The 25620-nt window shown below is 34.6% G+C and carries 21 protein-coding genes; 17 read left to right on the top strand and 4 right to left on the bottom strand.

Annotation, left to right across the window (positions count from 1 at the left end; translation table 11 throughout):
- Positions 1 to 7: 7 nt before the first annotated feature.
- Both EV201_RS05985 and EV201_RS05980 read right to left on the bottom strand, forming a co-directional pair.
- Positions 8 to 1657, bottom strand: coding sequence for a Zn-dependent hydrolase (locus EV201_RS05985; RefSeq protein WP_130306567.1), 1650 nt, complete (start codon positions 1655 to 1657; stop codon positions 8 to 10).
- Between the two features lie 236 nt (positions 1658 to 1893).
- On the bottom strand, positions 1894 to 4011 hold the full coding sequence (locus EV201_RS05980; RefSeq protein WP_130306565.1) for an HD family phosphohydrolase: 2118 nt from the start codon (positions 4009 to 4011) through the stop codon (positions 1894 to 1896).
- A 159-nt stretch (positions 4012 to 4170) separates the two neighbouring features.
- On the opposite strand from EV201_RS05980, the gene EV201_RS05975 reads away from it, so the two are divergent.
- The 5 genes from EV201_RS05975 to EV201_RS05955 all read left to right on the top strand — a co-directional run bounded on the left by EV201_RS05975 (position 4171) and on the right by EV201_RS05955 (position 11510).
- Complete coding sequence (locus EV201_RS05975; RefSeq protein WP_242610461.1) at positions 4171 to 5028, top strand: C40 family peptidase; 858 nt, start codon at positions 4171 to 4173, stop codon at positions 5026 to 5028.
- 232 nt (positions 5029 to 5260) lie between these two features.
- Positions 5261 to 5428 carry a DUF362 domain-containing protein gene (locus EV201_RS05970; RefSeq protein WP_130306563.1) on the top strand — a complete coding sequence of 56 codons (168 nt, stop codon included), beginning with the start codon at positions 5261 to 5263 and terminating at the stop codon, positions 5426 to 5428.
- 609 nt (positions 5429 to 6037) lie between these two features.
- Positions 6038 to 9202, top strand: coding sequence for a SusC/RagA family TonB-linked outer membrane protein (locus tag EV201_RS05965; RefSeq protein ID WP_130306561.1), 3165 nt, complete (start codon positions 6038 to 6040; stop codon positions 9200 to 9202).
- A gap of 19 nt (positions 9203 to 9221) precedes the next feature.
- On the top strand, positions 9222 to 10679 hold the full coding sequence (locus tag EV201_RS05960; RefSeq protein WP_130306559.1) for a SusD/RagB family nutrient-binding outer membrane lipoprotein: 1458 nt from the start codon (positions 9222 to 9224) through the stop codon (positions 10677 to 10679).
- Positions 10680 to 10709: 30 nt separating this feature from the next.
- Complete coding sequence (locus EV201_RS05955; RefSeq protein ID WP_130306557.1) at positions 10710 to 11510, top strand: hypothetical protein; 801 nt, start codon at positions 10710 to 10712, stop codon at positions 11508 to 11510.
- A gap of 80 nt (positions 11511 to 11590) precedes the next feature.
- Here EV201_RS05955 and EV201_RS05950 read toward each other — a convergent pair whose 3' ends face one another.
- Positions 11591 to 13186: a YfcC family protein gene (locus EV201_RS05950; RefSeq protein ID WP_130306555.1), complete on the bottom strand. Its 1596-nt coding sequence runs from the start codon at positions 13184 to 13186 to the stop codon at positions 11591 to 11593.
- Positions 13187 to 13487: 301 nt separating this feature from the next.
- On the opposite strand from EV201_RS05950, the gene hutI reads away from it, so the two are divergent.
- The 5 genes from hutI (at position 13488) to EV201_RS05925 (ending at position 18911) form a co-directional block, all read left to right on the top strand.
- Entirely contained in the window at positions 13488 to 14741 is a 1254-nt protein-coding gene (gene hutI, locus EV201_RS05945) for an imidazolonepropionase (protein ID WP_130306553.1), read from the top strand.
- Positions 14742 to 14820: 79 nt separating this feature from the next.
- Positions 14821 to 16521 carry a glutamate formimidoyltransferase gene (gene ftcD / locus EV201_RS05940; RefSeq protein ID WP_130306551.1) on the top strand — a complete coding sequence of 567 codons (1701 nt, stop codon included), beginning with the start codon at positions 14821 to 14823 and terminating at the stop codon, positions 16519 to 16521.
- Positions 16522 to 16928: 407 nt separating this feature from the next.
- Positions 16929 to 17420: a hypothetical protein gene (locus tag EV201_RS05935; RefSeq protein ID WP_130306549.1), complete on the top strand. Its 492-nt coding sequence runs from the start codon at positions 16929 to 16931 to the stop codon at positions 17418 to 17420.
- 290 nt (positions 17421 to 17710) lie between these two features.
- A complete protein-coding gene (locus EV201_RS05930; RefSeq protein ID WP_207224402.1) occupies positions 17711 to 18088 on the top strand; it encodes a hypothetical protein in 378 nt (125 codons plus the stop codon).
- Positions 18089 to 18200: 112 nt separating this feature from the next.
- A complete protein-coding gene (locus EV201_RS05925) occupies positions 18201 to 18911 on the top strand; it encodes a hypothetical protein (protein ID WP_130306547.1) in 711 nt (236 codons plus the stop codon).
- A 238-nt stretch (positions 18912 to 19149) separates the two neighbouring features.
- On the opposite strand, the gene EV201_RS16620 is transcribed toward EV201_RS05925, so the two are convergent.
- Positions 19150 to 19281: a DUF2179 domain-containing protein gene (locus tag EV201_RS16620; protein ID WP_423190935.1), complete on the bottom strand. Its 132-nt coding sequence runs from the start codon at positions 19279 to 19281 to the stop codon at positions 19150 to 19152.
- 74 nt (positions 19282 to 19355) lie between these two features.
- Here EV201_RS16620 and EV201_RS05915 point away from each other — a divergent pair, with 74 nt between their 5' ends.
- The 7 genes from EV201_RS05915 (at position 19356) to EV201_RS05885 (ending at position 25267) form a co-directional block, all read left to right on the top strand.
- Positions 19356 to 20090 carry a hypothetical protein gene (locus EV201_RS05915; protein ID WP_130306545.1) on the top strand — a complete coding sequence of 245 codons (735 nt, stop codon included), beginning with the start codon at positions 19356 to 19358 and terminating at the stop codon, positions 20088 to 20090.
- 311 nt (positions 20091 to 20401) lie between these two features.
- Positions 20402 to 20779 (top strand): hypothetical protein, encoded by a 378-nt coding sequence (locus tag EV201_RS05910; protein ID WP_207224401.1) that lies wholly within the window; start codon positions 20402 to 20404, stop codon positions 20777 to 20779.
- A gap of 108 nt (positions 20780 to 20887) precedes the next feature.
- Positions 20888 to 21382, top strand: a complete 495-nt coding sequence (locus EV201_RS05905) for a hypothetical protein (RefSeq protein ID WP_130306543.1) — start codon at positions 20888 to 20890, stop codon at positions 21380 to 21382.
- 386 nt (positions 21383 to 21768) lie between these two features.
- On the top strand, positions 21769 to 22314 hold the full coding sequence (locus EV201_RS05900) for an REP-associated tyrosine transposase (protein ID WP_130306541.1): 546 nt from the start codon (positions 21769 to 21771) through the stop codon (positions 22312 to 22314).
- Between the two features lie 223 nt (positions 22315 to 22537).
- On the top strand, positions 22538 to 23020 hold the full coding sequence (gene ifs / locus EV201_RS05895; RefSeq protein WP_130306539.1) for an NAD glycohydrolase toxin immunity factor: 483 nt from the start codon (positions 22538 to 22540) through the stop codon (positions 23018 to 23020).
- A gap of 574 nt (positions 23021 to 23594) precedes the next feature.
- Positions 23595 to 24761 (top strand): hypothetical protein, encoded by a 1167-nt coding sequence (locus EV201_RS05890; protein ID WP_130306537.1) that lies wholly within the window; start codon positions 23595 to 23597, stop codon positions 24759 to 24761.
- A 2-nt stretch (positions 24762 to 24763) separates the two neighbouring features.
- On the top strand, positions 24764 to 25267 hold the full coding sequence (locus tag EV201_RS05885; protein ID WP_130306536.1) for a hypothetical protein: 504 nt from the start codon (positions 24764 to 24766) through the stop codon (positions 25265 to 25267).
- Positions 25268 to 25620: the final 353 nt, after the last annotated feature.

Here is a 25620-nt window from a genome sequence, read left to right as displayed (position 1 = left end):
TTTTCCTTTATTCCATAGCAAGTTGATCACCTTGATCGTAAACTATATCCTTAGGAATGTGAGCTCTTTGAATGCGATATAAGTCGTTAAGAAGTTCGTTATGAATATAACCTTTATCCTGAATTAATTCAGCAGCTTTTTCATAATCGCCATTTCCCTGAATCTCTAAAACTAATTTGGATAGTGACTCAATTGCTTTCTTCATTTTATAATCGTTAATTTTATATGTTCCGGTTTTTGAGTCGTATTTAAAAGCTTCTTGCTCTTTGAAATAATTGAAACGAATCATATTCGCAACCCCCTGTGCATCTGTAACCCCAAATCGGACTGAACGGAAAACGTCGGCCATATGTGTTACATAGTTATCCATCAGATCAACATCTTTAAGTTCATTCATTTCGTGCAATTTGGTAATGAAGAACATTCTCAGTACATCATTTTTAAGTTCGCGAATAATTGCGTGATGTTCCTTAAGTGCGTCTTTAACGCTTCCCTTATTATTTATTGTTTGTGAAATTCCAAGACTGTTACTGATCTCATAAAAGATTGTATTTTGGAAGAAAGAGTTAAACTTGACATGTTTTCTTTGTTTCTCATCGATGACAAGATTAGTAATAGGTTGCAGGATTTTTTGGAATTTTGCTTCAACAACATTCTTGAAGTGAACTTTTCTGGAATGGGCGACCACACGTTCAGTTCCAATTGGAAGATTCAACCCAATTAGTTTATTCCCTGCATTGCAATAACCTGAATTGTACAATACATCGTAAATCACAATATCTGAATTTTCTACAGGTGTTTCAGACTTGTACTTATCTTCTACAGGTAAGTTCTTTTGCAAGTATGGAAGAAGTAGGGAGAATTTTTTAACTTCATCTGTCCATTCCATATTTCTTAATAAAATGAAGGCGCCATAAGAGTATTTTGTCCAGATCAAATGATCTTCGATATTTTCAATAGGCCCAGCAATAAAGTCAATTTTATTATCTTTCAAATTCAACCAAAGTGCGTCACTTTTTTCAAAGTTATCGGTTAATAAATCTTCTGCACGCTGCAATAAATATTTTTTAAAATCAGGACAGTCACAAAACTCGGCACCTTTACGAATATGATCAACAGCTTTACTTATTTGATCTTTATAGGCTTTGTGATAAGGCACAACTTTCAGATTTCCTTGTGCATCTTTTTTTACAATTGTTAATGGCTCAAATTTTTCATTTCCAGGGATTGCAAAGAAATCATTTTGGTTGATGTCACTTGGGAAAAAACCGATACCAAGTGGGCGAGGAGGGAAATCGTCAGTGAAAGGAGCGTTACCATCTAATCTATCCCAGGGACCATAATTAATCATGGCGTATGCTTTCATATCAGGATCATTACCAATTTTATTTAGAAGCGCATTTTTATCACCATAAGCTTGTTTCCAGTATAATTCATCAATGGCATCTGCAGCTTTTAAGAGGTGAGAGAGCAGTTTGACATGCCCTTCAGATAAGCTGCTTAAATCAGCATTTAGCTTAACTTTAGCATAATTAGCCAACTTACGTTGCATGACTGTGTCTTTTGTGGTTTTTACTTCTTTTTTTGGGGATTGACAGGCACTGAAAGATAAAAGAAGCATGAAGAAACTTAGGCAATAAAGGGTATAACGTTTCATAATAGTGAGAGTTTGGCGTTAGAAAATTATTCGATTTCTGTTAGTAATTATTCTTTGCAAACAAATAATAATGAATTGTTTAATTTCTAAGTTAAGGATTGTTTCTATTAATTACAAGAAAATTTTTTAGGACTCATTGTTAATTAACGGATGAGTAAAAGGAGACATATTAAAAATTTTATTTTCGTTTATGCTAAAAAAAAACTTGACTGATAGCTTTCAGTCAAGTTTTTTGTTTAGTCTCGGATTATCTCTTTAGGATATTCTATTCTGGCGTGATAAATATTAATTAGCATTTGGATGAATATCTTTTTGACTTGGTGAATATTTTTAAAACTAATATCTGCCATTTCAAAACGATTTTCAGAAATCTGTTTGTCAATAAGACTGATAACCAAATTTTCGATACTTTCAGGTGTTTTTTCTTTCAGACTTCTTGACGCTGCTTCTACGGAGTCAGCCATCATTAGCACAGCTGTTTCCTTTGAAAATGGATCTGGTCCGGGGTAAGTGAACTTTTCTTCATCAATCTCCTTATCGGGATATTTATTTTTGAAAGAGGTATAGAAATACTGCACACGTCCTGCACCATGATGAGTTTGAATGAAATCGATAATTTGTTGTGGTAATTTGTGTTTCTTTGCGATTTGTATACCATATTTAACATGGTCGGTAATGACTTGTGCCGATTTGTCAAATTCCAGACTATCATGAGGATTCCTATTGGTCATTTGATTTTCAATGAAATATACCGGGTTTTTCATTTTCCCAATATCATGATAAAGAGCCCCGGTTCTCACCAAAAGGGGATTACCACCGATTTCGTTAATTGCAGCCTCAGCTAAATTGGCTACGGTTAGGGAATGTTGAAAAGTTCCGGGTGCATGCTGAATCAATTGGCGCAAAACGGGGTGGTTTTGATTCGCGAGCTCAATTAAAGTCACATCGGAAATAAAACCAAAAAGCTTTTCGAAAATGTAAATAAGAGAATATGAGAAAGTCAATAAAAGGCCGTTGATGGCAAACCAAATGAAATTCTTCCATTCAATTTCCTGAATGCTTCCCTCCTGAGTAATGGCGAAAGCAAAATAAACAATGCTATAAGTGAAGAAAGTAATTATGGCTGTGATAACAAGTTGACCCCTACGTTCAAGTTGAGGCAAAGAGTAAATAGCCATAATTCCTGCTGATAATTGTAAGAAAAGAAACTCAAAACTATTGGGAGCTAAGAATCCATTTAAAAGCAAGGAAATAATAAAAATAAACAGAGCCGATCTGGAATCGAGAAGCGTTCTAAGAACAACGGGAATCAATACAAAAGGGATGATGTATATGTTGATGATAGGGAACTTCATAGCAAGGCTTGAAAGCCCGACAAATATCACAATCAGAAGCAAAATAAACAGAAGTTTCTTATTATCTTCCAGTATCTGTATTCGAAAGTTCCTTAGGTATAAGAAAAGCAAAATCAGACAGGCTAAAATCAATAGACTTTGTCCTCCCATAATCAGATAATGGCTCTGTGAGGAGCCCAGAATGCTCTCGTATTCTCTTTTTAAAGATTCCAGAACTCTAAAGGTATCATCATCAATAATATCACCAATTAAAGTGATACGGGTCCCCGCTTTAACTAAACCTTTGGTCAGAGAAATACTGCTGAGCATGCTGTTTCTAACTTTCTCAGACATATCCTCATTGTAAATAAGATTCGGTGTTAAGTAGGTGTCCAGATTTAAGTTCTGGAAAAAAACATGATAGTTTTGATCCTTAAAATCATCTTTTAAACTCTTGTTTATAAACTCGTAGGCTGTTTGAGGTGTGTATAAGCTTTTGGTTTCAATCTTTTCGCTAATATTATTCAGAGAACGATTAATTTTTTCGGGAATTTGAAGTTGGTCTGTTGAAGCCTCAATAATTCCGACATCATAAATACCTGATATAATGTCTTGGAAATAGAGACGAATACGTTTTTTTTCTATTGATGTGCTTGATTCGTTATAGTTTAAATTTTTGAAATGCTCTGTTTGAATGTAAGCATTCCATTTCTTGTCAAAATCAGCATTGAATTTATTGCTTACATTAACTAGAACTTCAGGTTTGTATTCGTAGTAAGGGGAGAAATTAGCTAAAAGGCTGTCTCTGTTTGCAGCCAGCTCAGCTTCTGTTTTATGAATGGCAAAGTCAAATGGTGCGATCAATGTTTCGTGCATCCATGGTTTTCCTTTCTGATATTCATATCTGAAGTTACCTATATTCGGATATATTAGAGATAAGACTCCTAGAGTGATAATAAATAGTAAAACACGGTATATAACTTTTGTATTCTGTCGAATCCAGCGAATGTATTTTTTCATAATTTATAGATTGGAATCAGTTTTAAACCTAAATTTTGATTTAAAATGTTTAGATAAAAGTAATCATTATCCTTTAAAATTAGGACTTATTGTTTCTTTTTGCTCTAATCTTAAACCTCTGAGGAAAAAGATGAAGATTGATTTGAATTATTTATATATTTGATACAATTACGTTCAACAAAAGAATTTAATATTAATCTGTTCCTAAAACTTGTATTGCAAATGACTTATGGCATTTCTGATTTAAGTATCATTCCCGTTCGAAGTGAACCCACTGAAAAAAGTGAGATGGTGAGTCAAATTCTTTTTGGTGAGCATTTCGAAATAATTGAGGCGACTGAAAAATGGTCGAAGGTTAAGTTAGCCTTTGACGATTACGAGGGTTGGGTTGATAGCAAGATGATCACTAATATTGATGAGGTCCTTTTTAATAAACTGAATAAGGAATTTCCTGTTGTTGCAAACGATACGTTCAATCTGGTTTTTCAGGAAGAGGATTATTCTAACAAATTAATTGTTCCGGGGAGTTCTTTCCCTTTTTGCGATTTAGAGAAAAAGACTTTCTTTTTAGCCGATAAGCTTTATCATTATCAAGGTGTGGTATCATCAAATGGAAAAAAGCAGGAGGATTTAAGGAATTCTATTATTGAATCGGCACTCAAATATTTCAATGCTCCTTATTTGTGGGGAGGACGCACACCTTACGGGATAGACTGTTCAGGTCTTAGTCAGATAGTCTATAAGTTGAATGGGATTTGTTTGCCACGTGATGCAAGCCAGCAAGTGAAAAAAGGGGAGGTCTTAACTTTTGTTGAAGAGGCCTTGCCTGGTGATTTGGCTTTTTTTGATAATGAAGAAGGCCATATAACGCATGTGGGCATTATTTGGGATAGGCATAAAATTATACATGCTTCGGGGAAAGTTCGTATAGATAATGTGGATCACATTGGTATATTTAATGTGGACACCCAACAATATTCGCACAAACTGAGAGTAATAAAGAGGATTATTTCCTGATCTAAATTTTTAATATCATAATTGATGCCGTTATTCTCGAATAGCGGCATTATTTGTTTTCGGTAATAATATCTGAAAAGAATATGTTTATGGGCGATACCGTCTTTCCATATAAAAAGGAATTAATCTAGATGAAATCTAAATAAGTTTAGATATTTTTGCTTGACATTAAATAAATGATGTCTTAAATTTAGTATAATTATTACTACACGTTTAATTAAAAGTTTCTATTATGACTTATTTTATTTCAGATGAATGTATTGCTTGCGGTTCTTGTATGAATGAATGCCCCGTTGATGCGATTTCAGCTGGAGATATATTTATAGTCAATGCCGATGATTGTATTGATTGTGCAGCTTGCGCCGAAGTATGCCCAGTTGATGCAATTTCCGAAATCTAGTTCTTATTAAATAAAATTGTAAGGGGGGATATTCATGGTTGAATATCCTCTTTTTGCAAATATCTTTTCCCTTGATTTAAATAATTACAACTCCTGGTCAAATTTTCTAGATTACTATAAAGAGGTATGGATTTTTGCATTCCACTTGTTTATTTCATCAATATTTTGATGAGATTGTTATTCTGAAAGAAGATTTTAACAGTGAATTAGTTCATCTTGAGCTAATTTTTTTATTAAAATGTGAGAAATTGAGAAAAAAAAATAATTTCATTTATCTCAATATAAATCAATTAGCTCAATTTAAGATGATCCTATTCTAATTTTAAAACAAATTTATATATGATTAAAAGATATTAAGATGTCGTAGTGTTTATAATATGTAGGATTGTTTCTTGATATAATGTCAATAATTACAAGCAAACTAATATATTATGTTTATTGTCAATTAAAGTGTTTTTTTGCTTATATTAATTTAATATTACGTTTTTTATGTGTAAGAAGTTGTGCTTGAGTGTATTGTTAAGTGTTAAAAATTTTTAAAAGATGAATTTATTAGTTAAATTATCTTCTTGTTGACCACAAGTTTATAATTAACTAAAAATTTAATCTATGAAAAAACTTACCTTAATTGTTTGTGTTTTCATGTTAACATCTTTAATTGTTAATGCACAAACGAAGCAAATTACTGGTACGGTTACAAGTGCTGATGATGGCATGGGAATGCCTGGAGTATCTGTTGTTATTAAAGGAACAACAGTAGGTGCGAGTACCGATATTGATGGAAAGTATATGCTAGAAGCAAAGGCATCGGATGTTTTATTATTTAGTTTTGTGGGTATGGTTTCCCAAGAAATCCCCATTGGAAACCAAACTGTTATTAATGTTGTTATGGTTACAGAATCTATTGGAGTAGATGAAGTAATAGTAACTGCGTTAGGTATTAAAAGATCTAAAAAAGCTCTGGGATATTCTGTCCAAGAGGTGAAATCTGATGAGCTTACAAAAACTGGGACTCCCGATTTGGCAAAAGCACTTCAGGGAAAGGTATCTGGTATTGATATAAAATTATCCAGTGGTATGCCTGGTGCTTCTTCACAAATTGTAATTCGTGGGTCACGTTCATTTACCGGAAATAATACGCCATTGTATGTGGTAGATGGAATGCCTATCGCGAGTACTGCAGCTTTTAGTACTGGAAACAGTGTTACTGGTGCCGATATTTCCAATAGAGCACTGGACCTGAATCCTAATGATATTGAAAGCATTAATGTACTTAAAGGCCAAGCAGCTGCTGCATTATATGGACTACGAGCTTCAAATGGGGTTGTAATTATCACAACTAAAAGTGGTAAGGGCGGTAAAAAAGGGAAACCAATTATATCATTAAATCAAACGACAAGTTTTGATATTGTCTCTAGAACTCCCGATTACCAGAAAGTTTGGTCCCAAGGTAATGCTGGTGTTTATGGTCCAACAACCTCTTTGTCATGGGGAGCAAAAATTAATGAACTTCCTAATGATCCAACTTATGGTGGAAATGGAAATGGACATGAAGGAATGTATAAAGTTCCTCAATTAGAAGAGGGAGGTCTTGATCCATGGGTAACACCTAAAGTTTTTAATAATTGGGACGATTATTACGAGACAGGTTATACATCTACAACTGGTATAAATGTGAGTCAAGCCACAGAAAAAGGAAACTTTTCTATTGGTATTGGATACACAGAACAGGAAGGTATTGCTTTGAGTACAGGAATGGAACGTTGGAATGCCAAAGCAGCTGCAGAAAGTAAGCTTAATGAAAATTTTACGGTTGGATTTTCTGCAAATTATGCAAAAACAGAAGTGGATAAGTTATCAGGTGCTAATGATGCATCGTTGGCAGGGGTCTTGTCCGCTCCTAGTAGTTATAATCTTAAAGGTTATCCTTATCATGTGGTTGGTGATCCATATAGTCAAATTTATTATCGCTCATTAACTTTTGATAACCCATACTGGCTCGCACACAATAATACATTTAATGAGAAAACGGATCGTTTCTTTGGTAATGCATTTGTAACATTTGAAACAGCATTAGCAGCTGATTTAGATTTCAGAATTAAATACCAACTTGGTATTGATTCTTATACAACACATTATCAAGATATTTTTGGTTTTGGAAGTAAGGGGAAATCAGGTTCAATAAATAATTATGGAGTAACCGATCAGACCTATAACTCACTCATAACTGCAAGTTTTGATTGGAAAATAAATGATGATCTTCAGTTTACTGCAATTTTAGGTAATGAGTTGAATCATAACGAAACAAAGACCTATGATCAATTTGGGCAGGAGTTTAATTTTGGCGGATGGAATCATATTGATAATGCTAATACGGTAACAGCATCTGAGGCACAATATAAGGATCGAACTTTTGGGTTATTTAGTAGTTTATCTCTATCATGGAAAAATATGATATTCCTAAATATGACGGGAAGAAACGATGTCGCTTCTTCTATGCCAAGAGATAATCGTTCATTCTTTTATCCATCAGTATCACTTGGATTTGTAGCTTCTGAACTTGAATTTGTTAAGAGTATAAATTGGATAACTTTTGCTAAAATTAGAGGGTCTTATGCTGAGGTTGGACAAGCTGGAACCTTTTTGGAGAATTATTATACGAAACCAAATTATGGAGGGGGCTTCTGGACTGATGAACCCATTACTTATCCATTAGATGGTGTAAATACTTATATTCCTAATAATGATTTATATGATCCAAATCTTAAGCCTCAAAATACTAAATCTTATGAAGTTGGTATCAACTTAAAGTTTGTCAACAATCGATTTGGAGTTGATTATACATACTCCAGACAGAATGTAAAAGACCAGATTTTTAATATTCCTTTAGCTGGTTCTACCGGAGCCGGTAGTTTGACTGCTAATGGGGGTGAGGTGCACACAAACGGACACGAAGTCGTTTTGTACATTACACCAATTGTCACATCTGATTTTACATGGAATGTTAATATTAATTATTCGAAGATTGATAATGTTGTTGACAAATTAGCTACTGGAGTTGAGAGTATCTTTTTAGGTGGCTTTACAACGCCTCAGGTTCGAGCCGGTATTGGTGATACATACCCTGTAATTTATGGATCTCAGTATAAAAAGAATGAGTTAGGACAGATTTTAGTCAATGAGGATCCTAATGCGTCTGATTATGGTATGCCGATGTCGGGTGAACCTGGTGTAATTGGATCTATTTCTCCTGATTTTATTGTAGGGGCTTCAACTAATTTTATTTATAAAAACTGGTCATTAGGAGCAACTTTTGAATGGAAAGAAGGAGGCCAAATGTATTCAGGATCCAATGGTTTGTTAGATTTATATGGAATGTCAAAGAGAACAGAAGATCGGGAATCTACCTTTATTTTTGAAGGATATAAAGCAGATGGATCTAAAAATGATATTGCCCGTGGCGGACCAGGTGACCCTAATGCAACACAAGTTCTTTTTTCTGATGTATTGACAAATATTGATGAATATTACATCCATGGAAATTCTTTTATCAAGCTTAGAGAACTATCACTGAAATATAATTTCCCTAAAACGATTATTCCAAAAGTTGATCTAACATTGTCAGGTTTTGTAAGGAATATATTGCTATGGACGGAGTTGGATAATTTTGATCCAGAATCTTCTCAGGGTAATAATAATATGGCTGGAGGATTTGAGCGTTTTTCATTACCTCAAACCACAAGTTTTGGATTCAGTGTAGATGTTAAATTCTAACCATTAATTTATGAACAATATGAAAAAAAATATTTATAATATTGCGATAGTCTTATTTGCAATTACTTTAAGTTCTTGTTCTGAAGATCTGATGGATGATATTAACAAGAATGTGAACGATCCTGCAAATGTGGCTTCAAATTTGATCATTACTGATGTAATGACCAATTCGGCTTTCAGTGTAACCGGAAGTGATCTTGCATTTTACTCTTCGGTTTATATTGAGCATAATGTAGGTTCTTTCAATCAAATGTATAATGCTGAAATTAGATCAAATGAACCAACGAGTAGTACGACTTATAATAACTCATGGAATTCGATCTATCAGAATTTACTAAATCTTCAAGACATAATTGTAAAATGTTCCGAAGGAGGATCTGAGGAAGGTAATTTCTATAATTTGGGTATTGCTCAAATTTTATCAGCTTATAATTTAGCTATTTTAACCGATGCTATGGGTGATGTTCCATGGTCTGAAGCTCTTCAGCCGGGTGTAATTTTTACACCTGTGATAGATAAACAAGAAGCTATCTATACTGACATTTTTTCTTTTTTAGATGATGCAATTGCTAATCTTAATAAGGAATCCACATTTCCATATTTAGGAAATCAAGATTTCATATACGGGGGAGATGAAGCTAGTATTGATAACTGGATCAAATTCGCTTACGGATTAAAGGCTAGGTATACGATGAGGATGTCAATGAAGTCTCCAAATTATGATGATGTTATTACATTTGCTAATAATTCTTTTGCTGATGCTTCTGAGCAAGCTCAATTTGATTATAATGGGACGTCCTCAAAAAGTCCGTTTCAGCAATTCTTTTTAGATAGAGATTATTTTGGTGCGAGTACGAGTTTGCACAATAAATTAACGGCAAGGAATGATCCTCGAGATGCTATTTTCTTCAAGCCTTATGACGAAGGAGGAACTTTGGAGTTTGCTCCTAATGGAGCTCCGAGTCAGGAGCAAGGGAAATATGGTATTTCAGCAATTAGTTCCATTACAGCGCCAACTTACCTTATGAGTTATCATGAAATTGAGTTTTTAAAAGCAGAGGCATATGCAAGGAAGAATGATCTGGTTAATGCAAAAATTGCTTTAGAGGCAGGAATCGTTGCTGCTTTTGCAAAGACGAATATTGATATTTCAGAAGCTGATGCTATGGATTACTATACTGATGAAGTGGAACCTGTTTTATTAGATCAGGCTACAACTTTAAAAGAGATCATGGTTCAGAAATATTTAGCATTTTTTGAAGAGGAAGCTTTTGAAGCTTACAATGATATCCGTAGACTAAGAGCCATGGGCAACAATTTCATTCAATTAGATAACCCATTGAACTCAACAAAATTTCCATTGCGATTTACTTATGGGTCTGAGGATGTCACGACCAATGTAAATGTTCGAGATGCTTATGGTGACGGATCATATGTTTATACTGAAAATGTTTGGTGGGCAGGTGGTTCACGATAATTCATATTTTATAATTTAAAAATAAGAACAATGAAAATATACAAATTATATAGTCTGATTGTCGCACTTGCAATGATTTTTGTAGCATGTGACGACACCAATGAGAATTTAGTTGGATCAAGAGGGGTTGCTGTAATTCCAGTAATTACAGATGTGAATCCTGCTTTTTATACTTCAGATTTAGCAAATTCCTATGTTCAATTTGTAGTTGATTTGCCTGAAGGGATGACTGTTGATGCGGCAGAAGTTCAAGTGACCTATAAAGGTAAGAATGCTGTTGTTCAGGAAATATCAACATTCCCGACTACTATAACTCTGGAAGCTCTTGAAGTGATTTCAATTCTTGGAATTAATGCGAGTGATGTTGCAATTGATGATTCATTTCTTTTTCATGTTGTAACGACCTCTAATGGGGCTTCATCACGATCAACTGCTGCCTTAAATGTGTTCGTAACATGTGAGTTTGATCCAGCAATGGCAGTAGGTAGTTATCACGTTGTTTCAGAAGATTGGGAAGTTGTTGGTGATGTGACTTTTACCGCAGATCCAGATGATCCATATAAGATATTTGTAACTGGTATTTTTGAAATGGAAGGTGGGGCTGCAAATGATAATAAATTGGAACTTAATATTGACCCTAATTCATTTAAGGTTGGTGTTGTTAAATCAGTTTTAGGTCCAACTGCACCTTGGGGAGCATACACGAATTATTATTATGGCCCTGGTGGAGGTTTGTTTAAATCATGTGACGGATCTTTTGAAATGCAATTCAAAATCACAGTCGATGAAGGTTCATTTGGAACCTATAATTTCTTATTTACAAGGAATTAATTTAGTTAGATTTTAAGTAAAAGAGCAAAAAACTAAGACCGCTTCAAGCTCTGTTTGAAGCGGTCTTTTTATATTTTTATTTAAAACCCATTCAACTCCATGGTTACTGTTGGAATAAGGAGAAGGAATCCTAATAAGATAAGAATGGCCATAAAGCCTCCTATCCACTTCACCCACTTGTCGTAAGGAATTTTAGCTACACCAAGCACCCCAATTAATACTCCTGATGTTGGCGTAATCATATTGGTAAAACCATCACCAAACTGGAAAGCCATCACAGTTGCTTGACGGGATACACCAATCAGGTCTGAAAATTGTGACATCATTGGCATGGTTAAAGCAGCTTTTGCTGATCCTGAAGGGATAATCACATTAATTACATTTTGGATAAAATACATCATGCCAACCGAAGCGATTTTACCAAAATCATTCATCGATTTTGAGATATAGAACAGGATAGAATCAATGATTTGACCTTCTTCCAAAACAATCAGAATCCCACCAGCTAGACCAACAATAAGTGCTGCAGATAGAATATCGCTAACACCTTCAAGGAAAAGTTTGGTGATGTCGTTAGCCGATTTATTGTAGGCAATACCCGAGAAAATTCCCATGGCAAAGAACAAGGTTGCAATCTCCATGATGTACCAACCGTACCCCATAACACCTACAATCAGAAAAATGATTGTGAAAAGTAAAAGGTTCAGAATAAAGAAATGAACTGATTTACGCAATGACACAAAGCCTAATAAAGCAAATAATGCGGTTACAATTGGCAGTACGTAAGTTGTGGTTTCGGCATTACCGATTTTTAAGGTGCTTTGTGGGTAATAGAATGAGAAACCAATCATTGCAGCTAGTATAATGATATAGCTTATCCATGCTGAAATCGGGGTGTAAAATTCAATATTTTCAACATCTGAGTCGTGATGTTTTCTCCAGTAATTGTCATCGGTATAAACCAATGATTTTTCGGGGTTTTTACGAACTTTTGCTGCATAACGCAGGATGAACGTGAACCCGATAATATTAATTACAAACCAGCAGAAAAAGCGGTATTCAATACCCGAGAATAAGGGTAGGTTTGATAAACCCTGCGCAATACCAATTGTAAATGGATTTAGGAGTGCTCCAGCAAACCCAAGCCCCGCTGCTACAAAGCAGATGGCAACCCCAACAATAGAATCATAGCCCATTTTAATGGCCATCGGAACAAAAATAATGGTAAAGGCAATGGTTTCCTCACTCATCCCAAAGGTGGCTCCAAAGATGGAGAATATGAGCATGATTAGCGTCAGTATAATATTGTTGACGCCTATTTTCCGAATGAACTTGTTTTTTTCGAGCTTTTTGGTAAACTCCAGAAAGGAGTAGATTCCCACATCAATTGACTTACTGGCATTCATAATCCAAAAGGCACCACCAATAATCAGGATAAACATGATGATATCGGCCTTATCAACAAAGCCTTTGAAAAATGAGGCAAAAACTTCCCAGCTTTGTCCACTATTTTCCACTTGATGATAGGAGTCTTGAACAATGACAGAACGGTCGGTGCCGTTAACATTTACAACGGTTCGATCATATTCTCCTCCTGGAATAATCCAGGTTAAAATGGCAGATAGAATCACGATTGCAAATACAATAACGTAAGTGTGAGGTACTTTCTTAAACATATTTTTTAGTTTGAGGTATTAGTCTTGAGACTTATCAGAAAGAGCATCGTTTTCTAAACTCGATCTTCAAATTTCGAACCGTAAAAATAAGAACATTCCATAGAATACAGTCAATATTATTTATATAATGAATTGAGCTTTGTATGTTTTCGAAAAGGTTTGCAATTTTGCGATTTTTAATTGTATTAAGGTGTAATATTCTAGCATTTTTTCTACTTTCGCAAAGGAGTTAAATTAACAATTATCAATTCATTACAGTAATGAATGAGTTGATAATCATTAGTTATTAATTGGATATAGTATGAAATTACTTATTAAGAATATAAAACGATTGGTTCAGGTTGAAGATGAGCCAAGAAGGTGGGTCGCTGGTGCCGATATGGCAAAGCTTAATTGCATTGATGATGCCTTTTTATTAATAGATGAGGGGAAAATCGAAGATTTTGGACAGATGGCTTCTATCCCTGATTTTGATGAGATGGAAGGTGCTGATATGATGCAGGAAATTGATGCTACCGGACGTATGGTTTTCCCATCTTTTTGCGATTCACATACCCACCTGGTTTACGCCGGATCTCGTGAGATTGAATATACCGATAAAATTAAAGGCTTGTCTTATGAAGAAATTGCCAAACGCGGAGGTGGAATTTTAAATTCAGCCAAGCGTATGCACGAAGCAACTGAAGACGAATTGTATGAATCTGCTATGGAACGTCTGCATGAGATTATCAGTTTGGGAACCGGTGCTGTTGAGATTAAATCAGGATACGGTCTGACTGTTGAAGATGAGTTGAAGATGTTGCGTGTGATTAAGCGATTGAAAGAAACCACACCTCTTACGATTAAGTCTAGTTTCCTTGGAGCTCATGCGGTGCCTGCTGATTACAGAGGACGTCAGGGCGAATATGTTGATATGGTAATCAATGAGATGATTCCTTTGGTAGCAGCGGAGGATTTAGCTGATTATATTGATGTGTTCTGCGACAAGGGTTTTTTCACCGTTGAAGAAACCGATCGTATTTTGAATGCGGGTATGAAACACGGTATGCGTCCAAAAATTCATGCCAATGAGCTGGATTATTCAGGTGGTATTCAGGTAGGGGTTAAGTACAATGCCCTTTCTGTTGATCATCTAGAATTTGTTGGAGATGCCGAAATTGAAGCTTTAAAAGGATCGGAAACAATGCCAACTGTTTTGCCGGGAGCTGCTTTCTTCTTAAACATGGTTTGCTCTCCGGTACGTAAGATGATGGAAGCTGGTTTGCCAGTAGCTTTGGCTTCTGATTTTAATCCGGGTTCATCGCCATCGGGTAATATGAAATTTATTCTGTCATTGGCTTGTATCAATTACAAGATGTTGCCTGAGGAAGCCATTAATGCGACTACTATCAATTCGGCATACGCTATGGGCGTTGAGGATGAAGTGGGAAGTATTGCTCGTGGTAAAATCGCTAACGTATTTATTACAAAAGAAATTCCATCCATCGAATTTATGCCCTATGCTTATGGTAGCAATTTAGTGGACACGGTTATCCTTAAGGGACAGGTATTATAATAATTAACGATTAATAATTGAGGATAAGTAATAGTCCCTAATCATTAATTACTCATTGATAATTACTAATTACAATATAATGAAACAATTAATCGAATGTGTTCCTAATTTCTCTGAAGGGAACGACATGAATATTATTAAGCAGATTACAAACGAAATTGAATCTGTTGAAGGGGTAAGCCTTGTTGATGTTGATCCGGGTAAAGCAACTAACCGTACGGTTGTAACGATGGTTGGTACACCTGATGAGGTTTTAGAAGCAGCTGTAAAAGCTGTTAAGAAAGCGGCTGAGTTAATCGATATGAGTAAGCATTCTGGTGCTCACCCACGTTTTGGTGCAACTGACGTTTGTCCATTGGTACCAGTTGCTAATATCACTATGGAAGAGACTGTGAAATTAGCACATAAATTAGCTGAGCGTATTGGTACAGAGTTAGGTATTCCTGTTTATTGCTACGAGAATGCTGCACGTATCGAAGAGCGTAAAAACCTTGCTACATGTCGTGCAGGGGAGTACGAAGCTGTAAAAGATCGTATTGGAACTGAACGTTGGAAACCAGATTTTGGTCCTGCTGAGTTTACTGAGGCTGTTGCTAAGTCGGGTGTGACTGCAGTAAGTGCTCGTAACTTCCTGGTAGCTTACAACTTTAACCTAAACACAACTTCTACTCGTCGTGCTAATGCTATTGCATTCGACGTGCGTGAAAGAGGTCGTACCAAGCGTGAAGGAAATCCTTCAACTGGAAAAATCGTGAAGGATGAGAATGGAAATCCAGTAATGATTCCAGGTACATTGAAAGCGACTAAGGCGATTGGTTGGTTTATTGAAGAATTTGGCGTTGCTCAGATCTCAATGAACATGACGGATATCTCGATCACTTCAATCCACCAGGCTTTTGATGAAGTTTGTGCTAAGGCGCAAGCTCGTGGTATCCGTGTAACGGGATCAGAGTTGGTTGGTGTTGTGCCATTGAAAGCAATGTTGGATGCAGGGAAGCATTACCTTCGCATGCAAGGTCGTTCTACAGGTATTGCTGATCGCGAAATCATCAAGATTGCGGTTAAGTCACTAGGTTTAGATGAGCTTTACCCATTCGATCCGGATAAGAAAATTATCGAGTATATTCTTGAGAACGAAGCTAAAAAAGGAGCAAAGAAATTGGTTGACATGAGCTTAACGGCATTTGTTGAAGAAACTGCTTCTGAATCGATGGCTCCGGGTGGAGGATCTATCTCTGCTTATATGGGTGCCATGGGTGCTGCTTTGGGTTCAATGGTTGCTAACCTTTCTGCTCACAAGCCAGGATGGGACGACCGTTGGGAAGAGTTCTCTGATTGGGCTGAGAAAGGTAAAGAGTACCATACAAAGTTGAATTGGTTGGTTGACGAAGATACCAATGCTTTCAACAAAATTATGGATGCTGTTCGTATGCCTAAGAAAACTGAGGAGGAGAAAGCTGCTCGTGCTGAGGCAATGGAAGAAGCAACCAAGTTTGCAACTATGGTTCCTTTCCAAACGATGGAGCTTTGCTTAGGTTCTATGGACGTTGCTAAGGCTATGGCTGAAATCGGAAACCCTAACTCAGTAACTGATGCGGGTGTTGGTGCATTAGCTGCTCGTTCAGGTGTTATTGGTGCTTTCATGAATGTGAAGATCAATGCTGCTGACCTAACTGACAAGGCTTGGGCTGCTGACATCATCGCTAAAGGACAAGCCATTGTTGATAAGGCACAAGCTCTTGAAAACGAAATTGTAGCTATGGTAAACGCTAAGATCTAATAGCAAACCACACTATATAGTATTAGCCCCGATAGGTTCTCGAACTTGTCGGGGCTTTTTGTGCATTTACACTTTTAGTTTCCCCTCTTGGTCCCAGAGCGGAGTCGAAGGGCAGGAGGAGTACCCGAGTATGCGAGGGGGGAGGTGGTTGTAAAAGTTTCCTGGGCGTTCCCTTCGGGGCAGGCTTTTCGCTACAACTCCTCGTATGGCTTTCGTACCTCAAACCATCCTGTGGGGTTTCCACTGCAAATAAGCGAAGCGATTCACGAATACAACTCAATATAGACATGAATGAGTAATTCTTAATGCAACTATATTGTATTTTGTGTATTTTCATAACTTTTATTAGGTTTGTATTGGTTATGATTTCTTGTTGAATGTGTTGATAGTTTAATAGAATTATTAAAATGAAATATTTAGTAATAATTATATTGGTGTTCGTTATATGTGATGTATATGGTCAGGCTGATGAAAATAAACTAGCTAATACTATTTGGCAGTCTACATCTGAGGATTATATTTATTTAGTTTACAACGATAATAAAGTATATGATGTGACTGATTATACTAGTGCTGGTTACCCGGAGGGAGGAATAACAATATCGGCTAATCTTTATGGTTTTTATAGTAAATATGACCTTCCAAGTATTGATAGTTTAAAGCAAAGTGGTAAATATTATTTTGAAATTGATCCAGAAGATCTTGAAGAAGGGGAAAGTTTTGAGAGTGAATGTGGTGAAGTGGAAATTTATAAAGAAGGAGATGAAACCATGATGAATATTTATTATAGTAACTCTCAGCAAATTGCGATTTACCTGAAGGTGGACGAGCTTCCAATTAAAATTCAAAAATATTTAAAGAAGAAAGGGATAGAGACCCCCGCTAGTGCGAGCTTGTAGCTCGTATTCTGTGTAGCAGAAGAAGAACCAAGCTGTAGGTTGATTATAATAGTCAACATATGATTTTATTCTTCATAATTTCAATATATTGTTTATTTTAGAGAGAATAAAAAGCAAAAGGTTTTGAGTCGAAAATATAAGTTTCATAACAAAGAAGGCCTGTACTTTCTTAGCTTTGCAACAGTACATTGGATAGATGTTTTTGTTCGGTCAGAATACAAAGATATACTTGTCGAAAGCATAAATTATTGTGTTGAAAACAAGGTTTGGTGATTTATGGATGGGTAATAATGACAAGTCATGTTCATTTGATTATTGGAACAAAGCAGGAGCCCATGCAGAATATTGTTCGTGATCTTAAAAAATACACATCTAAAGCCATTGTACAAGCCATTCGAGAAAACCCACGGGAAAGTAGAAGGGAATGGATGTTGTGGATTTTTGAGCGTGCAGGGAAGAAGAATGGAAACAATATGAACTTTCAATTTTGGCAACAAAATAATAAGCCAATTGAATTAAGCGATACTAAAATGATAGATCAAAAACTGAATTATTTGCACAATAATCCTGTTGAAGAAGGTATCGTGATTGAGTCACATCACTACAAATATAGCAGTGCAATAGATTACGCCGATGGAAAAGGCTTAATAGAAGTTTCGCTAGTATAGAAACCACAAGTCACAGACTTGCGGTATGGGGGGGTACTGATGAAATAAATGGCTACGATGAAAGAGTCAGTAAAAGCAAAGATGTTTATAAACAATTAAACCCAACTGAATAATGAGAAATGTATTAGTATATCTGTTTTTATTTTTGAGTTATAATTTAATAGCACAATCAGAGATACACTCACAGGAAGAATTTAAAGGTATTTGGAAAGGAGTTTCTAGAGTAAAGGAACCTATGTCTGATATTAGTAAACGATATTTAATCTATAACAACGATAAATTATTGAAGTTTAAGTTAAATTCAAAATGTGGAGTATATGTTAAGAATTTTTGGTTTTCAAATGAAGACGAAGATGAGTCAATAAAAGCAAATGGTAAATTATCGACACCAGGTCGGTATTATGTGCAAAGTATTGAGAACTCTATGGAGGAAATGAGCAGTAGTTTAGGTAATTATTATGAAATAGGAAAAGGATATGAAGGTGAAGATGATGATGACTACTTGATATTATTCTACAATAGATATAAGAAACTCGATAGATTACCTAAATTAGTTTTATCATGGTTATATCAACAATCTAAATATGATAAAAGAAATTATATTTTGGAATTTTTAGAAATTGATATCCGAGAAATAATATCTAGTAATGCTTTAATTTATAATGACCAGAAAGAGAAAACAAATGAATATCTGTCAAAAGGTGATATAATAGAGATTTTATCTATTGATTCTGGATTTGTACATTTTAATTTCTTAAGAAATGATGAAACTGTAATTACAGGTTTTATTAGACCTTCTGATATTAATAACACCCCTTTCTAGTGTAATATTATTGTCAGTGTGGTGTTAGGTCAATTATGATATAAATAAAAAAATAGTTTTTCTATCAAACTTAAAAATGATTAAACAAAAACAGGCCAACTACTACAGTTGGTCTGTTTTGTATACTTTTGTTATTCTATTCATTAAAGCCAGTCTGGTCTTTATTTGACATGTCCCGGTAGCTATCTATATGATATAGATAAGTTGTTTATGTCAGGGCGTGTTATATCATGAGAAGTTATTGTATGGGTTTAAAACCATGCCCATACACATCATTGGTGTTCAAAGTTGCAATGAAAGCTTCCGAATCAATTTCTTTTACAAAGCTTTCCAGTAAGCCAAGTTCTTTTCTATTTAGTGCGGTGAAGATGATGATATTTTAGAATATTACGATGTGAATGGTAAGTTGACATTTAAGTATAAATTTAATTATAAAGAAGGAGGATGGGAACTTCAATAATTTTCAAAAAACACCAAGGAAAGTGCATTCTAATTGATAATGAGTTTTATTCTTATTCTTTTGAGCGAAATGTTTTTAAGAGAGTCTCTTTTTCAAAACATACTTCAGATTATTCAGATATTATTCAAAGCTTAAAGTCAAAGGGTTTTTGCTTTTTAGATAGCAGAAAAGAAAAAAAACTAGTAGAGCTGAATTGTACAAATATTATAAATAATTTCTATGATAAACATAGGGATTTCTTTGTTGCTATAAAACCAATTAACACAGATGATGTGTCCGAGTTTTTCGATTTTGAGCTTGATATACAAATTGAAGGCGAAAGAATTAGAAGTTTTTACACCATGGTAGAAGATGATAAGGAGACATTTAATAATGACTATATTACTTTTGAGGCTAAAATTGTTGATGGTTCATTTCCTGCTGATTTTGTAAAGCATATTAAAAGTTTAGATGCAAAATTTGGTCCCCGCTACCAAACAAACAATTGGCACCAATCCGATCAATGGAGGATGATGGATGAATATAGAATTCATATATCACGTATAGAGAAAATATTTTTAACTAAATTTTTCATTAACCCTGCCCATATAGGAACTGATAAGCATCATGAGTATAACGGCAAAAAAGAAATATTAGAACTTGATTTAAGAAACCCTGATATTGATATCTATAATAAAATTAATGCCATTGAAAATTGTGTTGAGATTGAGTGGTTGTAGTATAGTAACCCCATCTGCCGCCAGTTTGTAACTGGTGGCCATTCCAAAACTCTCAAGCCTATGACTAGCGGCTGTAAGTACCTTATGATAACCTCGATTTTATAAATATTGTTACATTGGTTCGTTTTTACTAATGAAACTATTATGAGTCGTAATTATAAATTTAGGGATCAGGAAAGTCCATATTTTATAAGCTTTGTAACAGTACATTGGATAGATGTTTTTGTTCGGTCAGAATACAAAGATATACTTGTCGAAAGCATAAATTATTGTGTTGAAAACAAGGTTTGGTGATTTATGGATGGGTAATAATGACAAGTCATGTTCATTTGATTATTGGAACAAAGCAGGAGCCCATGCAGAATATTGTTCGTGATCTTAAAAAATACACATCTAAAGCCATTGTACAAGCCATTCGAGAAAACCCACGGGAAAGTAGAAGGGAATGGATGTTGTGGATTTTTGAGCGTGCAGGAAAGAAGAATGGAAACAATATGAACTTTCAATTTTGGCAACAAAATAATAAGCCAATTGAATTAATCGATACTAAAATGATAGATCAAAAACTGAATTATTTGCACAATAATCCAGTTGAAGAAGGTTTTGTGATTGAGTCGCATCATTACAAATATAGCAGTGCAATAGATTATGCCGATGGAAAAGGATTAATAGACGTTTCGCTAGTATAGAAACCACAAGTCGCAGACTTGCGGTATGGGGGGAGATTAATCGCTATTTATTAAAAAAAGCAAAAGATGAAAAATACGAAAGAGAATATAATTTAAATGCTGAAGGTTATGAAAATTAAGATGTTATTTATAGTTCTTTTATTCACGGTAATAAATGTTAATGCACAGGTTAAGGTTTTTTTAACTAAATCTGATTCGATACTACATACCTGCTTAAATATTGAAAACCAGATGTTAGATACTGTTATTGTTTCGTCAAAGTTCAAAAACTTTTATTTAGGATGGGAGTCTTCCCAAGGAATAAATATTCTAACATATAAAAACGATAATTTCTTTAGATTGGCTAATTATGGAGATATGCAGGATCAGCAGTACATTAATATTGCGAAGGAAAGGTTTATCTTTATTCCCCCATCAACGACGTTGAGCTTTGATATAAATCTTAGGAGATATTTTTATAATATAAAAGGAGATTTGTCGGTTGAGTTCGAGATTAATTATGTGTTTACTCCTTATACTCGAAAAGAAAACACTGTCCCTACAATTAATAGAATAACAACAAATAGGATAAAAGTTGAAAATGGTAGCCTACTTTTTAAATAATTGCTTTGATAGTATCTTCTCACTAATGCAATTTTTTAGCTCGTATTCTGCGTAAGCAGTAAAAATAAAGAAGTAAAACATCAAAGCGCACTACCGTAAAATGTTTGTGGGCTTTGTTTGTATTCTTGTGTGCAAATTACCCGCTATAAGCCTGTCTTGTTTTAATATTCCTAATCGATCGCATCGAGGGTATATAGAATATGTTCACGGTCGTTCTCCTTAAATTGTGAAATATCGTTTAGGCGTTGCCCCCATCTGCCGCCAGTTTGTAACTAGTGGCCATTCCAAAACTCTCAAGCCTATGACTAGCGGCTGTAAGTGCCTTATGATAATCTCGATTTTATAAATTATTGTTACATTAGTTTGTTTTTACTAATGGAAGTATTATGAGTCGTAATTATAAATTTAGGGGTCAGGAAAGTCCATATTTTATAAGCTTTGCAACAGTACATTGGATAGATGTTTTTGTTCGGTCAGAATACAAAGATATACTTGTCGAAAGTATAAATTATTGTGTTGAAAACAAGGGTTTGGTGATTTATGGATGGGTAATAATGACAAGTCATATTCATTTGATTATTGGAACAAAGCAGGAGCCCATGCAGAATATTGTTCGTGATCTTAAAAAATACACATCTAAAGCCATTGTACAAGCCATTCGAGAAAACCCACGGGAAAGTAGAAGAGAATGGATGTTGTGGATGTTTGAGCGTGCAGGGAAGAAGAATGGAAACAATATGAACTTTCAATTTTGGCAACAAAATAATAAGCCAATTGAATTAAGCGATACTAAAATGATAGATCAAAAACTGAATTATTTGCACAATAATCCTGTTGAAGAAGGTATCGTGATTGAGTCACATCACTACAAATATAGCAGTGCAATAGATTACGCCGATGGAAAAGGATTAATAGACGTTTTGTTAGTTTAAACCACAAGTCGCAGACTTGCGGTATGGGGGGGAGGCCTTAGAAGGATTGATATAAAAAATCTGAATGATTTAAATCTACGTCTTTCTACAGGTAATGAAATGGGAGCTAATAGTAGATGGGTTCCTGGTGGTTTTACTGATGGCGGAGTACCAGAAGGAGTGGTAAACCAAATACCTAATAATAGTGATTTTGTCAAAATCAATAAATTAAATTTTGATTGATATGAAAGAGTATAAAAAAGTAGTTTCTGCTATTCAGAATGAAGAATTGATTTCTTATCTCGAAGGTAAAGGAGCCTACAAAATTGATTTGCATCATTGGGTTGGTGCTAAAATACCAACAGATATTACTAGAGTTTTGTCAGAGGGAATATATATAGCATTTCGAAAAGAACCTAAACTAGATGTAAAAAAAAGATTTGAAGAAGCTTTGATCTCCATGATGGATAAAGAGCTTTTTGATCTATATTTAGTCACAAAGTATACGTATGTCCAAATATTGAATGAAATAAAATATCAAGATTCTCCATTTTCGATTGATTGGGATAACATTTTGCCCAAATTGAGATTTTCTTTAATAAGGAATGAAGATAAATTACGTAGTTATTTTGAATGGGAAGGTGAAGGTGAGGAGAATGGAGTATGGGAAGAGATTTCTAGAATTAATAGAATGTGTTTTGAAAAGTGTAAAATATCATTTTTTTAATCCCCGCTAGTGCGAGCCCCGCTAGTGCGCGATTGTATCGCGTTCAAAGTTATACATGAATTTTCTGGTATAGCTATGTAGAATTAAACCAACAAATATGACCTGGCAGAAATGCCAGGTTTTTTTTGTATCCATGAATTTATGTTACTTTAATATTCTAATTTATATCCCCCACTGTCGCACGAAACAAAGTTCTGGAGCGGGGAGCAATAGATTACGCCGATGGAAAAGGATTAATAGACGTTTCGCTAGTATAGAAACCACAAGTCACAGACTTGCGGTATGGGGTGTTAAAGTCAGATGATGACTTGATAACAGATGTGATTGGTAAATTGCGTTGTGCTAAGGCTTCTAATAAGTCGAAAATATTTATTGGTTCTAATGGTAGGTATGTGTCAGGTACGATTCTTACTCCAGAAATTTATATTGAAATATACCTTAGTGAAAAGAAGACTAGGTACGACTATTATGATATAAATCTGGAATACACAAAAAGTGAATATAATGCCTCTAAATTTAAATATGATTTTGGTAACGATATATATATATATTAATCAATAAGGAAAAGGCTGGGGTGTTTGATAATTATGTTAATAATTATGATTTTACAAAAGAATATAATAATGTTTCTCAATTAATTTCTGAAAATAGAGAATCTGAAGCCATTGATGAATTATATAATTATTCTTATTGCATTTATGAAAAATTATCAATAATTGAGCGGAAAAAACTGTTATCTGCATTTGCTGGCAAAACAAACTTGTTAGAGAATTACGAAGACATGGTTCTTAATTTAATACGATCAACATATTCTTCTGATGATAAAGGGGAGATTGTTAAGGTATTAGATCATATATTTAATGAAAAGGCGGAAAGAAGTTTTTTTGGAGAACTAATAGATAAAAGGAAGAGATCTTTATTTGATGTTTTGAGTACCAATATTGACAATTTTAATGGTAAACAAAACTATGCTGAGTGGATAAAAGAGTTAACGAATCTTTTTACTGCGGCATATAGCGAAGAATTAAAAACAGGCAAATATCCTGAGTCAAAAACTGTATTTCCGAGTGGGTTTGTTATCAAAAATTCCACACCTTATTATTTTTATAACTGGTCAAAAATCGGTGGTATGAATGTCCAATTGAAATCTGATAAATATAGAATACCCCTTGTTAATGGAGTAATAGACCTTAATCCTAATGATATTGTGAATGTTGGTTTTAATCGTAAGTTTACATTTATACCTGAAGGAACAAAACCTGTTATTGCCATACCTGCATTTTGTTTGGCATATTTGTTGAATCACGAGGATGATGCAATAAAAGAAGACATTGCAAAATTTATAATTACCTGTACAAATATTTATGGTGCGGGTAGAAAATTAATTGTGACTAAAGGAAGTAAAATTATACCTTCGCTGTTGTTGTTGAAGGATGTTGCTGATCCGGTATTTAGCAACAATGACTTTCAAGATTGGGCTAAGAGAGAATTAGGAATGTCCAAAGATTTCTTCACATATTGGGATTATATAAATGCTTTAGAAATTACAAAAGCAAACGTAAACACAATAGTTGGAGTTGTAACCAAACAAAATTGGTTTGGAACGTTCTATACAAATTGGAAAGCAGTACAGGCAAATAAAGCTTTGAATAACAAAATTTCAAAAACTACGGTAGATGAATTGAATAAGGCTATTGAGGATGTGAAAAATCATTTAGATAGTGAAAATATTATATACTAATTATGAAGATATTTTTGTTGAGAAATTACGAATATTCAGTTGCTCTTGCAATACTATTTGCAAGCATAGCATATTTCTTAACTCCTACAGCATTTGTTTCGTCTATGGGTGTTGGTAAGGGTGTAATAGATGATATTCGTTTAGAACGAGAATATAGTTCTTCTGTTAAATCAGCTTCAAGAGGTTATTCTGATTTTTATGAAATAATATTGAAACAGGATCAGGTTCCTTATAGGTGTTATTCAATAAGTGAAATAAATTATTTTGGTGCGAAAAATCTATTAGAGAAAAATGTATCAATTCAATTTAACAATAAGGGTGAGTATAAAATAATTAGAGACCTTAAGGTAGGTGGACGATCAATTGTTAAAAAAAATGATAGGGGATTCGTTCCTTTTTTATTGTTATCATGTTTATTCATTCTGGCGATATCATGGTGTATTTGGGGATTTTATATTACCTACCTTGTTTCGGATGAAAAGAGGAAAGAAATATTAGGGAAATAGTTTCTTGATATCTAATTGTTGCCCCCCTCCCCCTGCTAGTGCGAGCTTGTAGCTCGTATTCTGCGTTAGCAGTAAAAATAAAGAAGTAAAATATCTAAGCCCGCTACAGTAAAATTTTGGTGGGCTTTGTTTATCCTTTATAAGTGCAAATTGTTTCACGAAACTTATTACTCATTCCGAAAGCTTTCGGAATCCTAAAGGGCATACTGCTGCGGCTTGGGAACTGCCTTTAAAGGAACAGGAGAAACCTTTGGGTGATTATACTCAGCCTCTAAGAACCCCGAATTCTTTTGGGTAAATGTCAGGGGATGACTAATATTTCCATTTATTGAGAGCCTCTCAAATTAGAATTA

Source organism: Ancylomarina subtilis (assembly GCF_004217115.1).
In the GTDB taxonomy this organism is placed as follows: Bacteria; Bacteroidota; Bacteroidia; order Bacteroidales; family Marinifilaceae; genus Ancylomarina; species Ancylomarina subtilis.
Note: the sequence above shows the minus strand (reverse complement) of the source record. Positions and strands in the feature narration are given on the sequence as shown.